The sequence below is a fragment of the Streptomyces sp. NPDC036984 genome, from assembly GCF_055607665.1.
The window spans coordinates 54,768-68,848 of sequence record NZ_JBVJRL010000013.1; the positions used below are offsets into that span (position 1 = coordinate 54,768).

General features: G+C 73.8%; 10 protein-coding genes and 1 riboswitch. Of the genes, 3 read left to right on the plus strand and 7 right to left on the minus strand.

Features of this window, described 5'->3' with window-relative positions:
* Window positions 1–72 precede the first annotated feature (72 nt).
* Entirely contained in the window at window positions 73–294 is a 222-nt protein-coding gene (locus tag ACZ7DL_RS23280; RefSeq protein ID WP_470776607.1) for a CbtB domain-containing protein, read from the plus strand.
* Between the two features lie 22 nt (window positions 295–316).
* The gene (locus ACZ7DL_RS23285) at window positions 317–1,066 is read left to right on the plus strand and encodes a CbtA family protein (protein ID WP_470776609.1); all 750 of its coding nucleotides are present in this window, start codon (window positions 317–319) and stop codon (window positions 1,064–1,066) included.
* Window positions 1,067–1,202: 136 nt separating this feature from the next.
* On the opposite strand, the gene ACZ7DL_RS23290 is transcribed toward ACZ7DL_RS23285, so the two are convergent.
* From ACZ7DL_RS23290 to ACZ7DL_RS23310, 5 genes are all read right to left on the minus strand, one after another.
* Window positions 1,203–1,784, minus strand: a complete 582-nt coding sequence (locus tag ACZ7DL_RS23290; RefSeq protein ID WP_470776610.1) for a histidine phosphatase family protein — start codon at window positions 1,782–1,784, stop codon at window positions 1,203–1,205.
* Between the two features lie 166 nt (window positions 1,785–1,950).
* Window positions 1,951–4,269, minus strand: coding sequence for a 5-methyltetrahydropteroyltriglutamate--homocysteine S-methyltransferase (gene metE, locus ACZ7DL_RS23295; RefSeq protein WP_470776612.1), 2,319 nt, complete (start codon window positions 4,267–4,269; stop codon window positions 1,951–1,953).
* 153 nt (window positions 4,270–4,422) lie between these two features.
* Window positions 4,423–4,646, minus strand: a riboswitch (cobalamin riboswitch).
* Between the two features lie 169 nt (window positions 4,647–4,815).
* On the minus strand, window positions 4,816–5,370 hold the full coding sequence (locus ACZ7DL_RS23300; RefSeq protein WP_470776614.1) for a DoxX family protein: 555 nt from the start codon (window positions 5,368–5,370) through the stop codon (window positions 4,816–4,818).
* Window positions 5,371–5,596: 226 nt separating this feature from the next.
* Window positions 5,597–6,571: a trypsin-like serine peptidase gene (locus ACZ7DL_RS23305; RefSeq protein ID WP_470776615.1), complete on the minus strand. Its 975-nt coding sequence runs from the start codon at window positions 6,569–6,571 to the stop codon at window positions 5,597–5,599.
* A gap of 158 nt (window positions 6,572–6,729) precedes the next feature.
* Window positions 6,730–7,653 carry an endonuclease/exonuclease/phosphatase family protein gene (locus tag ACZ7DL_RS23310; RefSeq protein WP_470776616.1) on the minus strand — a complete coding sequence of 308 codons (924 nt, stop codon included), beginning with the start codon at window positions 7,651–7,653 and terminating at the stop codon, window positions 6,730–6,732.
* 317 nt (window positions 7,654–7,970) lie between these two features.
* Between ACZ7DL_RS23310 and denD the strand changes: the two genes are divergently transcribed.
* On the plus strand, window positions 7,971–8,972 hold the full coding sequence (gene denD, locus ACZ7DL_RS23315) for a D-erythronate dehydrogenase (protein ID WP_470776618.1): 1,002 nt from the start codon (window positions 7,971–7,973) through the stop codon (window positions 8,970–8,972).
* Window positions 8,973–9,010: 38 nt separating this feature from the next.
* Here denD and ACZ7DL_RS23320 read toward each other — a convergent pair whose 3' ends face one another.
* Window positions 9,011–12,793: a CHAT domain-containing protein gene (locus ACZ7DL_RS23320; protein WP_470776620.1), complete on the minus strand. Its 3,783-nt coding sequence runs from the start codon at window positions 12,791–12,793 to the stop codon at window positions 9,011–9,013.
* Between the two features lie 279 nt (window positions 12,794–13,072).
* Window positions 13,073–14,041, minus strand: coding sequence for a threo-3-hydroxy-L-aspartate ammonia-lyase (locus tag ACZ7DL_RS23325; protein ID WP_470776621.1), 969 nt, complete (start codon window positions 14,039–14,041; stop codon window positions 13,073–13,075).
* Window positions 14,042–14,081: the final 40 nt, after the last annotated feature.

Consider the following 14,081-nt stretch of genomic DNA (forward strand, 5'->3'; position numbering starts at 1 on the left):
GTGAGTCAGACCCGTGGCCGTCGTCCTGTGCACCACCGAGATGGGACGCGAACTCCCAGAGGAGGTTCTGCCATGGCGCAGACCGTCGCCCAGCCGACAGCCACTACCCCCGTCGTTCCCGCCAAGCTCCCGCTGAAGGCGATTGCTCCCTGGGCGCTCTTCTTCGGCATCCTGATGCTGGTCCTGCTGTACTTCGTCGGCGCCGAGCAGGGCGCCACCTCCGTGTTCAACGGCACGGACGTCCACGAATGGGTGCACGACGCACGCCACCTGCTCGGCTTCCCCTGCCACTGACGCGAGGGGACGCCGCACGCCCATGAACTCCGCAACCGTACGGAACCTTCTCGTGCGGGGCATGCTCGCCGGCCTCGTGGCCGGCGTGCTCGCCCTGATCGTGGCCTATGTCCTCGGTGAACCGAGCGTCGACAAGGCGATCGGCTTCGAGGACGCCCACTCCCACGAGCACGGGGCGGAAGTCGTCTCCCGCTCCGTCCAGTCCACCGCCGGCCTCGCCACCGGCGTCCTCGTCTACGGGGTCGCCTTCGGCGGCATCGCCGCGCTCGCCTTCTGCTTCGCCCTCGGCCGCACGGGCCGGTTCGGCCCGCGGGCCACGGCACTGCTGCTGTCGGGCTGCGCGCTGCTCACCGTGTACGTCGTGCCGTTCCTGAAGTACCCGGCCAATCCGCCGTCGGTCGGCGACCCCGACACCATCGGCAAGCGGACCACCCTGTACTTCCTGATGATGGTGCTCAGCGTCCTCCTCGCGGTCGCCGCCACCATCCTGGGCAAGCGGCTCGCGCCCGGCCTGGGCACCTGGTGGGCGACGGTCGTCGCAGTGGCCGCCTTCGCCGTCGTGATCGGCCTGGCCTACCAGTTCCTGCCCGTCGTCAACGAGGTGCCGAGGGACTTCCCGGCCACCCTGCTGTGGCGGTTCCGGCTGTCCGCGCTGGGCATCCAGACCGTGCTGTGGGGCGGATTCGGCCTCGCCTTCGGCGAACTGGCCGAGCGGCTGCTGAACCCCAAGCCGGCGGCGGCCGCCGGGCGAGCGGTTCCCGCCGCGCACTGACTCCTTCACGCCGACAGAGGGCCTCTCGGAACCATCCGGGGGCCCTCTGGCGTTCTCCGGACACCCCTGCGCACCGGATCACGGCATGGCCGGGAAACCGGCTGATCGGTAGACCGGTAGACCGGCGGACCGGCGCCTAGCCGGCCTCCGGCCCGGCCGGCGGACGCCCCAGGCGCAGGTTCCACCGCCCGGCCCGGCCACTGAGTTCGGTCACGGTCAGCGGCTGCACATCGAGGCGCCAGAACACCGCGGCGGGCAGGCCCAGCGCGGCGACGACCGCCGCCCGCACCACATCCGGCTCGACCACCGCGAGCGTACGGCCCTCCAGGACTCGGGCGTCCGCCAGCCGGCCCGCGACCCGCTCGCACAGCTCCCGCACCGACTCACCGCCATGGGGCGCGCAGCCGGGGTCGGTGAGCCAGCGGCCCACCGCCTCCGGCTCGGCGGCCCCCACCTCGTCCAGGGTGCGGCCTCGCCAGCGGCCCACGTCGAGACCCGCCAGCTCCGGCACCGGCACGCCGTCGAGACCCAGCGCCGCCGCCGTCTCCCGGCAGCGCACACTGGGGGAGACGAGTACCCGGGCAGCGGCGGGCAGCGCCCCGGCCGCCGACCGGGCCTGTGCCATGCCACCGTCGTCCAGAGAGCCGCCGTCGTCGAAACGGGCCTGTCGCAGCGACACGCTCATGGCGGGGGAGACGAGTAGAACTCGGCTGGTCACGCGGTCACTCCTGCTGCTGTCGTCGTGAGCGTGCGCATCGGCGCATGGTGCGAATGCTGTGGATGCTACTTCCGCCGCTCGTCTGCGCACACCGCGCCGGTCCGGCCCCCTCGTACGAGGCGAGGGGGCCGGACCGGCCGGTGGTGCGGGCGACGGCCAAGTGCCGTCAGGAGCCCGACAGTTCCTCGCGGATCATGCGGGCCGCCGCCACCAGGTTCTCCAGCGAGGCACGTGTCTCGGGCCAGCCGCGGGTCTTGAGGCCGCAGTCGGGGTTGACCCACAGCCGCTCGGCGGGGATCGCCTGAAGACCGGTGCGCAGCAGCCCGGCCGCTTCCTCGGCGCTCGGCACGCGTGGGGAGTGGATGTCGTAGACACCCGGCCCGGCCTCGCGCGGGTAGCCGTGCGCGGCCAGCTCACGCGCGACCTGCATGTGCGAGCGGGCGGCCTCCAGGCTGATCACGTCGGCGTCGAGGGCGTCGATGGCCTGGACGATGTCGCCGAACTCCGCGTAGCACATGTGGGTGTGGATCTGGGTGTCGGGGCGCACCCCGCCGGTGGTGAGGCGGAACGCCTCCGTGGCCCACTCCAGGTAGCCGGGCCGGTCAGCGGCGCGCAGCGGCAGTGTCTCGCGCAGCGCGGGCTCGTCCACCTGGATCACCGACGTACCGGCCGCCTCCAGGTCGTTCACTTCGTCGCGCAGCGCGAGCGCGACCTGCCGGGCGGTGTCGCCGAGGGGCTGGTCGTCGCGGACGAAGGACCAGGCGAGCATGGTGACCGGGCCGGTGAGCATGCCCTTGACCGGCCGGTCCGTGAGCGACTGGGCGTACGTCGTCCAGCGCACCGTCATCGGCTCGGGGCGCGCGATGTCGCCGGCGAGGATCGGCGGGCGGACGTAACGGGTGCCGTAGGACTGGACCCAGCCGTGCTGGGTGGCGAGGCAGCCGGTCAGCTGCTCGGCGAAGTACTGGACCATGTCGTTGCGTTCGGCCTCGCCGTGCACCAGGACGTCCAGGCCGGCCTTCTCCTGGAAGCCGATCACCTCCCGGATCTCGGCCTGGACGCGCTCCTCGTAGCCGGCCTGGCCGATCCGGCCCGTGCGCAGATCGGCGCGGGCGGTGCGCAGTTCGCCCGTCTGCGGGAAGGAGCCGATGGTCGTGGTCGGCAGCAGCGGCAGGCCGAGGAGCGCGCGCTGGGCGGCGGTGCGCTCGGCGTACGGCTGGGAGCGGCGGGCGTCGGCCCCGGTCACTGCCGCGGCGCGGGCCCGGACGGCCGGATCGTGGGTGATCGGCGAGCCGGCGCGGGAGGCCAGATCCGCCCGATTGGCGGCCAGTTCGGCGGCGATCGCGTCGGTTCCCCGGGCGAGGCCCTTGGCGAGCGTGACGATCTCCCGGGTCTTCTGCCGGGCGAAGGCGAGCCAGCGCAGGATCTGCGGCTCGATGTCGCGTTCCACCGTGGTGTCGAGCGGCACGTGGAGGAGGGAGCAGGAGGCGGCCACGTCCACCCGGTCCGCCAGCCCCAGCAGGGTGCCGAGCGTGGCGAGGGACTTCTCCAGGTCGTTGACCCAGATGTTGCGGCCGTTGACGACACCCGCGACCAGACGCTTGCCGGGCAGACCGCCCACGGCGGCGAGGTCCTCGAGGTTGGCGGCAGCCGCCTCGGTGAAGTCCAGGGCCAGGCCCTCGACCGGAGCCTTGGCCAGCACGTGCAGAGCCTCGCCGAGCCGGTCGAAGTAGGAGGCCACCAGCAGCTTCGGCCGGTCGGTGAGGGCGCCGAGATCCCGGTAGGCGCGGGCGGCCGCGTTCAGTTCGGCCGGGGTGCGGTCCTGGACCAGGGCCGGCTCGTCGAGCTGCACCCACTCGGCGCCGGCCGCGCGCAGGTCGGCGAGGACCTCGGCGTATGCGGGCAGCAGCCGGTCGAGCAGGGTGAGCGGGTCGAAGCCGGCGGCCACGCCCGGGGCGGGCTTGGCGAGCAGCAGGTAGGTGACGGGCCCGACGAGGACGGGACGGGCGGTCAGGCCCAGGGCGAGCGCCTCCCTCAGCTCCGCGACCTGCTTGCCCGAGTCGGGGCTGAACACCGTGCCCGGGCCGAGTTCCGGCACCAGATAGTGGTAGTTGGTGTCGAACCACTTCGTCATCTCCAGCGGCGCCACGTCCTGCGTGCCGCGCGCCATCGCGAAGTAGCCGTCCAGGGTGTTCGCTTCGACGGCCGCCCGGTGGCGGGCCGGGATCGCACCGACCATGACGGTGGTGTCCAGGACGTGGTCGTAGTACGAGAAGTCGCCGGTCGGCACGTCACGGATGCCGGCCGCGGCGAGCTGCCGCCAGTTCGAGCGGCGCAGTTCGGCGGCGGTGGCGCGCAGGGCGTCGGCGCTCACGCGGCCCTTCCAGTAGCCCTCGACGGCCTTCTTCAGTTCCCGGTGCCGGCCCTGGCGGGGGTAGCCGTACACGGTGGCCCGGGCTGCCGCGGCTGCGGACTTGGTGGTCACGGAGATCTCCTTCGCGAGATGAATCCCTGAGATCCCGGGGACGGGACGAGAGCGCGAAGGGGTGACGAACCGCACGGCAGCAGCCTGTGGCCGTCCGCTCGGTGTGTACGCCGACCCGCCCTCGAGGTCACCGGGATGTCCGCGCACGAGTGATGCGCGCGCGGGCAGTTGGCAGGTCTTCGGACTCGCGGGCACGTCCTCACGACATGAGGACACCTACTGGCCGTCGCTTCCCGGGCCCTGTACGTCGGACCCAGTGCGTATGACGGCGGTCGTTCCCGCTCACCGCTGCGGGGCAGTCCCGGAATTCCACCGGGTTCCCTCTTACGACGCATCCCGCCTGGCGGACGGGGCGAACCAGCTGCACGGGCCAGCCTACGGGGCCGCTCGGGATGGCGTCCGGTCACGTGCGGTGTTCGGAGGGTGACGTGGGACACGGAACGGGCTCGGGGCGAACCGATCGCGGCCCGACGACCCCCGGGGCCCGGTGACTTCGCCGTTCCGTGCGGTCACAGGCCGTGAGGCCGACCGTGCGAGAACGGGCCGTCACAGACCGAGCGTTATCGCCGCACCGACACCCCCGAGCCCCAGTGCGAGGGCGGCTTCGGGCCAGCCGCCGGTGCCCCAGCGGAAGAACCGGTCGAGGGCCAGCCGGCCCGGTCCGAGAGCGGCGACGGCCAGGGCGACGACGGCGATGCAGACGTTGTACTCGACGCCGCCGTCCCCGTCCCACAGCCCGTGGGCCGCGGTGACGGTCACCATGGCGTTGATCATCACGCCGATCAGCGCGGCGGCGGCGAGGGGGGTGAACAGTCCGACGGCGAGGCCGAGGCCGCCGAGGAACTCGGAGAGGCCGCCGATCACGGCGAACACCTTCCCCGGGTGAAAGCCCAGGTCGGCGAGGCCCCGGCCGGTGGCCGTCAGACCCGGCCCGCCGAACAGGCCGAAGAGCTTCTGGGCGCCGTGTGCGGCCATGAGCAGCCCGAAGGTCAGCCTGATGAGCAGCAGACCCCAGTCGCCGGCGGCCGCTCCCGGCCCGGGGCCCTGTCCTGCTGCCGGTCGCGCGGGATTCGCCGGCCGGTCCGTGGTGCGCTTCGTCATGTGAGTGCTCCGGTACGGACGCCGAAACGGGCGTCGGCCGGCCTGTCCGGGCTTCCGGCTCACCGGTCGGCGGTCGACCTGCGCCCGGCCGTGGGGCCCCTGCCGCCCCTACCGATCCTTCCGCACCGGCAGTGACCTCGCACATCGGGCGGAGGACCGGACTGCGGCAGCGCGCGCCCGGCGTGACGCGGCTGCCGCTGTGCCCGGTCCGCGGACCGGGCGGACGCTACGACGCCTGGGCCTTGTCGTACAGGGCCTTGATCACGTCACCGAAGTACGGACCGAACATCCGGTTCGGCAGGAACGTGTAGCCGAAGCTGTTCACGGAGACCTGGAGCCCGGTGCCGGTCGCCTCGGTGAAGCCGGTGAACCAGGGGCCGCCGCTGGATCCGCCCGTCATGTTGCACCCGAGGCTGTGATCCTGGGAGAAGAGGAAGTCCTTCGAGCTGTTGCCGCTGCAGTAGATGAGCTTCGTGCCGTCGTACGGCGATGCGGCGGGGAAGCCGAAGGAGTACATCGGCTTGTTGTAGCCGCCGTTGAACTGGATGCCCTGCGCGCCGACGACCGAGGTGAGCGTCCTGCCGTTCAGCGGGGCGACGACCGCGGCGCCGACGTCGTAGTTGATGTCCTCGCTCGCCTCCCACTGCGGGGTCGTGAGCGTCTTGGCCGCACTCCACTGGCCGTACGGCGCGTTGCCGTTGTTGTACGCCGGTACGAAGACCCAGTTGGTGTGCCAGCTGCCCTGGTACTTCACACAGTGGCCGGCCGTGATGACGGTGCTGGCGTTCTGGCTGGTCACTGCGTTGCCGGTGCAGGAGGCGGTGCGCCCCTGGAAGGTGAAGAACACCCGGCCCGAGGTCGTCGCGACGGCGCCGCCGCCGGTCCACGGGCCACCGGCCTGCGGGAAGGAGGCGAGGGCGGGGGTGGGTGCGACGGCGGTGGAACGTCCATGGGCCTTCGGGGACTTGAGGCTCTCGGCCGCCCTCCTGGTCAGCAACAGGTCGAGGGGGGTGGCGCTGCGCATGCGTTCGGGGGTCCAGAAGGTGCGGGCCTTGTGCTGCTCGGCCGCAGAGGGGGAGTGGGCCACGGCCGACGGCCCGGAAGCCGTCGTGGCGTTCGCGGCCCCGGCGTGCACGAGGCCGCCGGTGAACAGGGCTCCGACGGCCAGCAGAATGCCCGCGGCAGTGCGATGGCGTCTCACACAGGTCTCCTTCTGCCGTGCCCGGACTGGTCGGGTCCGGACAGGGTGGGGGAACGAAGAGCGGTGCGGATGGACGTGCGTGAGGCAGCGTGCCACGGAAACCGTGGGTTGTCAGGAGCATGTAAAGAAGGTTCTGGTGGGCGCCGTCCCCGCCTCTGTCACCGGCCGCGGTGCCGCAGCAGGAGGTCTGCCACCACCGGGCGGTGGTCGGAGGCCGTGGACTCGGGCTCGTGTGCACCGGTGACGGTCACCTCCGGTGAGACGGTCACCAGGTCGATGCGCTTGACCGGATCGGTCGCCGGGTAGGTCCTGCCGCCGTTCGGGGCGGCATCGGTCAAGGGGCCCCACAGCTTCGCCAGTTCGGGGGCGGCCGGTTCGGCGTTGAAGTCGCCGAGGAGGACCTTCGGGCCGGAGTCCTCGGCCAGGACGCCCAGCATGTCGTCGACCTGGGCGCGCCGGACCGAGGGGTCCGTGCGGTAGTCCAGGTGGGTCGCGTACACGTGCACGCAGGTACCGCGGACCTTGACCGTCACCTCGGCGAAGCCGGGCGCGGGGGCGGGCACCGGGTCGGGTGTCTGGGTGGACAGCCGGGTGATCTCGTGGTTCTGCGCGGCGAACATCCGGTGGCGGCTCAGGACGGCGACACCGTACCGCCGCCGTTCCCCGCCCGGCGTGGCCGGCGGGAGGTCGTAGATCGGCGCGAAGAAGACCCGCATGTGCAGGCGCCCGGCCAACTCCCGGGCCTCGTCGGCGAAGCCGCTCCGGGCGCCCCAGTGCACGTCGACCTCCTGGAGGCCGATCACGTCGGCGTCGAGGTCCCGGATCGCCGCCGCCGTGCGGTCGAGGTCGAAGACGTCGTCCTCGCCGGCACCGGCGTGGATGTTGTAGGTCGCCACCCGCAGCGGCACCCGCGGAGACGGCGGCGCAACCGCGGCGGATCCGGTGCCGGGCGCCCCGTCCGCCGCGGCCGCGCTCGGCGACACCGCGCCGAGTGCCACGGTGGCGCCCCATGCGACGGCGGCGGCGGCGAGTAAGGCGGTGGCCGGCGCGCGGTGAGCGGGCCGGCGGGTCCTGCGGTCCACTGAGCCCTCCAGATCACGAACCGGAGCCGCACGAGGGGGACCGCACCCGGCGCGCTGCCCATGCGGTGTCGTGTCAATTCCCCCCAGCGGACACGAGTTTGACGCGGCGTACCGTAAGGCACGCACGGGACGTCCGCAACGGGGCCGGGAGTCCGCGTGTGCCGACAGGTGACAGGCGTTTGCCCGGGGTGCCGGTGTGGGTAGTTCGCCGCCGCTGCCGGATCGGCGGGAGGACGTGCGGGTCCGGCCGGGACGTGCGGAACAGCGCCGCAGCCCTGCACAAGGCCGGGCCCCGGCAGCGGGCGAGGAGGTCACACGTGAGAGTGGTCGTCACGGGCGCGTTCGGTTTTCTGGGATCGCGGCTGACCGGCGCACTGCTGCGCACCCGGACGTTCGGCGGTGCACGGATCGAACGCCTGGTGCTCGCCGACCGGGTCGTACGGCCTGATTCCCCTGCGGTGGCCGACCCTCTGGTGGACGTGCTGCGGGGCGATCTGACCGAGCGTCTGGATGACGTGTTCGCGGAACCGGTCGACGTGCTGTTCCATCTCGCCGCCGCCGTGTCCGCCGAGTGCGAAGCGGACTTCGACCTCGGCATGCGCGCCAACGTGGACACCACCCGCGCCCTGCTCGACGCCGCCCGGGCACAGTCGGCAGCCGGCGGACCGGTGCCGCGGGTGGTGTTCTCCAGCAGCCTCGCGGTCTACGGTGCCGATCCGGCCCTGCCCCCGCCACCGGTGGTCAGCGAGTCGACCGTACCCCTGCCCCGGTCGAGTTACGGGACGCAGAAGCTCGTCTGCGAGCACCTGATCACCGACTGCACCCGGCGCGGCTTCATCGACGGACGCGTCGCACGCCTGATGACCGTCGTGGTAAGGCCGGGCCGGCCGAACGCCGCCGCCTCCGGCTTCCTGTCGTCCGTCATCCGTGAGCCGCTCGGCGGCATCCCGGTGGCCTGCCCGGTGCGGCCCGGCCTGCGCGTGGCCCTGGCCTCACCGCGACGCACCGTCCAGGGGCTGCTCCGCATCGCGCAAGCCGAGCGCGGCGTCGGGCCGGGCCGGCTGGAGGGACTCGTGCCGGTCAACCTTCCCGCACTCACGGTCTCCGTCGCGCAGATGCTCACCACCCTGCGGCAGGTGGCCGGCGACACCGTCGCCGACCTGGTGACCATCGCACCCGACCCGGCCGTCGAGGCCATCATGGGCTCCTGGCCGGCCGTCTTCGACAACCGGCGCGCCGCCGCCCTCGGCCTGGAGCCCGACCCGAGCTTCCTGTCGGTGCTGCAAGACCACCTCACCGACCATCCGGGCGGCCGATAGCGAGCGGTGTGCGCAGAGGGCCGCGGTGAAGCCCCGTCTCAATCCGCCGTCCCGGGCGCCGGGTTGCCCTGGTGGGTGAAGGCCGCCCAGTGTTGGAGCTGGTGGAGGTCGGCGCGGGCGGCCTCCCGGCGGAGCGGCTCGTCCAGGGACAGCGGGAGCTCGCGGCCGGGGTCGAGCATCCACAGCTGGGCGGCGCGCAGGGCGTCGGGCGGGGTCAGCCCGCCGGCGGTGAGATGGTGGTGGAAGACGGCCATCATCACGGCGGTCGGACCGTCGCGCACCGCCCACCGGGACCCCACGACATCGGCCGCGCCGCTCGTGACCAGCGCGGTGGCGAGGGTCAGCGCCTCGTCGTGGTGGCCCGTGCTCAGGTCGGTCTCGCAGGCGCTGAGCACCACCAGCGGTCCGGCGGTGTCCGGCCGGACACCGGCGGCACCGTCGAGGATGCCGGCCACGGTGAGCCGGCCGGCGTCCCGACCGCCGCCGGGCGGGCCGGCCAGCCGCAGCGCGGAGTCGGTGGGGCGCGGCGCGGCCCAGGCGTGACAGGCCAGGTGCACCACGGACGCCGGCGACGCACCGCCGGGCAGCACATCGAGCAGCTCCGCCGGCGTCCCGGCCGCGTCCGGTGCGTCGGCACTGGTGAGGAACTCGCCGTACCGGAGGGCGCCGGGGTAGCAGGAGGCGCGCAGTGTGGCCGCCTCCACCTCGGCCCACGGCAGGGTGAGCTCCGGGTCGGCGACGAGCACCTGCCGCCCGTCGGCGGGGGACATCCGCCGCCGGCCGGCCGCGGCGAGGAACTGCGTGCCGGACGGGGCGTAGCTGATGACGGCTTCCTGGCAGGCGTACCGGTGGCCGTGGGCGTCGGCACGTTCGGTCCGTGCGGCGTGCCACGGGACGACGCCGAGCCGGCCGCACGGCACCAGCACGATCCGCGGCGGCCGGGCCGGTGACCGCTCGGTGGCCGGCTGCGGGCGCACCGCCGCGAGCACCGGCTCCATCACCGCCGGCCAGGCCCAGTCGCACAACTCGCGCAGTACGACCTGCCAGTGCGCGTCGTGGGCGGCCTTCCACGACCCGTGCATGCGCGGGTCGGCGAGCGCCTGGGAACGCCGCGCCGCGGCGTCGAGGTACCGCTCCAGCGGCGCGCAGCCCGGATCGATCAACTCCGGCAGCGGCAGCATGGCGGGCTCGGCGCCGGGACGCAGGATCAGCGCGTGGCCGGGGAACGAGTGGGAGGGCAGGGGCTCGGCCGGCATCAGGTAGACCAACGCGTCCGTGCCCGAGAGGGTGAGGCCCTCGGTGAGCGCCGCCACGTCCGCCGCGCCGGTCAACTGGCGGGTGCCCGGGCCCTGCCCGGGGCGGGGACGGACCCCCAGCGCGGCCAGGGCGTCGCGCCGCAGGGCGCTGGGGATCGGCGGGGCGCCGGTCGAGGCGTGCGGTACCCCGCCGGTCTCCGGCCGCAGCGGGTTCACCGGGACCTGCGCCCGCCACCGCCGGGCCAGTCCGGGCTGACCGGCGGCGTCCAGGAGCTCGGGAATGCTCCGGGAAGCGGCGGTGGCCTGAAGCACCAGGGCGCGCCCCTTCTCCAGAGCGGCCACCGCCTCGGCCGGCCGGCGCATGAGCAGGGCGGCGAACGCCAGCCGCGCCGACAGCACGTCGCCGTTGAGGGCCGCGGACAGGCCGTGGTCGGCGCCGGCCTGGAGCAGCACGTCGGCGGCCAGTTCGTCCAGCGCCTCGCGCGTGATCTCCACGTACGCCCAGCCGTCCTCGGCGGGACGCGGGCCACCGCGGTTGCCGCGCAGGAGGTGGGCCTCGGCCAGCTTCCCCAGGACGTACACACGGCGCGTTCCGCCGCGTCCCTCGGCGAGCAGCGCGCGGGCGCGGGTCAGCTCGGTGATGGCGCCGTCCAGCACCGCCGGGTCCTGCTCGCCGCGCAGCACGGAGAGGTACAGCCGCAGGCCGAGCGCGGCCCGCCGGTCGTACTCCTGCTGGTGATACGCCTCCGGCGCTTCGAATTCACGCAGCACTCTGGTGACCGAGCGGGCCAGGGCCGCCCGCTCGGCGGCGTACTCGCCTTCGAACTGCCGGTGCTCCTCGGGCCCGGTCGCCTGCCGCCCGTCCGCGCCCAGCTCGTCCAGCCGGTGCAGCCGCTCCGCCAGCTTGCCGCGCCACTCGCTGTCCGGCGGCAGAGCGGCCTGCCGGGCGCGCAGTTCCTCGGCCAGGCGCGGCAGGGCCTCGTGGTCTCCGGTGCGCTGCGCATGGCGCAGCTCGCGGTCCGCGGTGGACAGCAGCAGTTTCAGGGTGAACGGCGCCTCGAGCGGCAGGGAGCCGTCGTGCCGCAGGGCCGCGTCCAGCTCGCGCGTGGTGGCCAGGGAGCTGTCCGCGTCGTGGAAGCTGCCGCTGTACGAGGCGGCCTGCTCCTGGATCTCGGCCAGTTCCACCCGTAGATCCGTGACCCACCAGGAGTCCGGGATCGCGTCGATCGCCTCCTGGAGCAGGGCGGCCGCGTCGTCCAGGTAGCCGGTATCGCCGGTCCGGTAGGCCAGGAAGCGGTCGAGGCGGGCCGCGTGGCGCCGCTCGCGCACACCGCGCTCGGCGGCGTAGTCCCGTACGGCGCTGTCGAGACGGGCGGCCAGACCGGGAGCCAGGAGCAGGCCGGCCGGCCAGTCGCCGAGACGGTTGCCGCTGTCGTCGGCCGGGTCCGGGGTGGGCCGCTCGGCGGTGCGGAAGTCGACCGATCCGGGCTCCCGTTCCTCCGCCATGACCAGCAGGTAGGCGTGGAGTCTGGCGACCCGGGCCCGTTCGGGTGTGTCCGGTGGCAGCGCGTGCAGGGCCCGCAGTGCCAGGCCGGCGGCACGGCGCAGGCCGTCCGCGCCGGCTGCGCTGCCCGCGGCGGCCCGATCCAGCAGCGCCGTGGCCTGCGCGTCCAGCCCCAGCACGCCCCTGTGGTTGCCGGTCCGTCCCCGCAACTCCACGGTCAGCCAGACCAGAATGCGGGTGAACGTCGCCGTGCTGCGTGCGCCGGCCAGCGCCACCAGGCCGCGTACGGCGTCGAGCAGCGCGCTCTCGGGATCGTCCGCGTCCCCGCCGGCCTGCCCGCCACCGGCTGCGGCCCCGCCCGTGGCCACTGCCTCGGCGGCAGGCGCCGTCGGTTCGGCCGTCGAGTCCGAGCGGACGGCCCCGGAGCCCAGCATCCGTCCGATGACCCGCTTGACCCTCGCGGTCCGCTGCTGGAGCTCCGCGCCGAGCGGGGCCGCGGCGATCCGGTCGACGACCTCCTGGGCCTCGCTGAGATCCCGGCGCAACGACTCGGTCAGCAGGTCTTCCGAGTGGTCGGTGGTGAGCAGCGCATTCCGCAGGACGGTGCTGGCGCCGTCGGGGCGGGGCAGGGCCCAGGGCGCGAGCAGGAAGACCAGCATCATGCGGGCCTGTATGGCGAGCAGGTCGGTGGGCGGCCCGTGACGATCCGCCCACCGCAGGCGCTGCAGCGCTGCCGCCCGCTCCGGGGAACCGGTACCGGCCGAGGGATACTCGCTCCTCGCCAGGCAGGACGCGCCGAGCAGGAGACCCAGGACGATGAAGCAGCCGGAGAATTCCTCACCGTGCTCCGCCAACGCGGTCTCCAGGCGGCCCAGCCGGTTGATCACCGGGCCCAGCGCCTCGGCGGGCGGCCGGCCCGTGGGGGTGTCCAGCAGCCGGTAGGCCTCCCGGAGGCTTTCGGCCAGCTCCTGTTGCCGTTCCGCCGCCCCGGCGCCGTCCTCGTCCCGCCGCACCTCGCTGACCATCGGCTCCCCCGCCGTACGCCTGCCTCGTCCCCGCATGATGCACGCCCCGAGGGCCGGTTGACCACCAGGGCGTCACGCCACGGCGGCGGCCGCAGCGCCCGGGATTCCGGCCCCGGGCGCTGCGGGGCGTGCTCTACCCCTCCGGTCCGGGGCCGCCGCGGGCGGCGCAGCCCGGTGGTCATGGGTGCGCCGGGGCGTCGACGACGGAGGTGCGGGGGTCCGGGCCCCCATGATGCGGGTGCCGCCTCCGTGGACCGCGCCGCGGGGGGCGAGGTCGAGTGCCTCACCGTCGTCCGCCGCCTTCCGGTGAAGGGCTCAGCGGGTGACGAGTTCGGCGAAGCGGTCGACGCCGATGTTGCCGCCGGACGCGATGATGCCGATCCGGCGCGGGGGGTCGGCGACATGACCGGCCAGGAGGGCGGCCAGGGGCGTGGCGCCGCTCGGCTCCAGGACGATCTTCAGGCGCTCGAAGGCGAAGCGCATCGCGGTGATGATCTCGGCATCGCTGACGAGGGCGATCGCGTCGAGCAGCCGCTGGTTGATGGGGAAGGTGATCTCGCCGGGGGTGTCCAGGGCCTGGCCGTCGGCGATGGTCCGGGGGACCGGGATGGTGACGCGTGCGCCCTGCTCCAGGGAGCGCTTGGTGTCGTCGCCCGCCGCCGGCTCGACGCCGATGACCCGGATGCCGGGGTGCAGGGCCGTGGCGGCGACGGCGCTGCCGGCGATGAGACCGCCACCCCCCACGGGCACGATGAGCGCGTCCAACGGGCCGGTGTCCTCGAGGAGTTCGAGCGCGGCGGTGCCCTGGCCGGCGATCACGTGGGGGTGGTCGTAGGGCGGGATCAGGGCCAGGCCGCGGTCTGCGGCCAGGGCCTGCCCGAGGGCGGAGCGGTCCTGGGTGTAGCGGTCGTAGGTGACGACCTCCGCGCCGTAGCCGGTGGTCGCCTCCAGCTTGGACCGGGGTGCGTCCTCGGGCATCAGAATGACGGCCTTGGTGCCCAGTTCGCGGGCGGCCAGCGCGGTGGCCTGGGCGTGGTTGCCGGAGGAGTACGCGGCGATGCCCTTCGCCAGCTGGTCGGCGGGGAGGCGGGAGGCGGCGTTGTAGGCGCCGCGGAACTTGAAGGCCCCGATCCGCTGGAAGTTCTCGGCTTTGATGAACACCTCGGCGCCGACCAGGGAGTTCAGGGTGCGGGAGGTGAGGACGGGTGTGCGGTGGACGACGCCCTTGAGGCGCTCGGCGGCCTCGCGGACGTCGTCGAAGGAAACGGGCAGTGCGGTGGCCATGGGGTGTCCTTGGAGGGGTGGGAGGAGGGCGGGAGGAGGG

Coding starts and splice junctions, on each gene's coding strand:
- ACZ7DL_RS23280 (WP_470776607.1), top strand. CDS start 73: ATGGCGCAGACCGTCGCCCAGCCGACAGCCACTACCCCCGTCGTTCCC.
- ACZ7DL_RS23285 (WP_470776609.1), top strand. CDS start 317: ATGAACTCCGCAACCGTACGGAACCTTCTCGTGCGGGGCATGCTCGCC.
- ACZ7DL_RS23300 (WP_470776614.1), bottom strand. CDS start 5,370: ATGACGAAGCGCACCACGGACCGGCCGGCGAATCCCGCGCGACCGGCA.
- ACZ7DL_RS23320 (WP_470776620.1), bottom strand. CDS start 12,793: ATGCGGGGACGAGGCAGGCGTACGGCGGGGGAGCCGATGGTCAGCGAG.
- ACZ7DL_RS23325 (WP_470776621.1), bottom strand. CDS start 14,041: ATGGCCACCGCACTGCCCGTTTCCTTCGACGACGTCCGCGAGGCCGCC.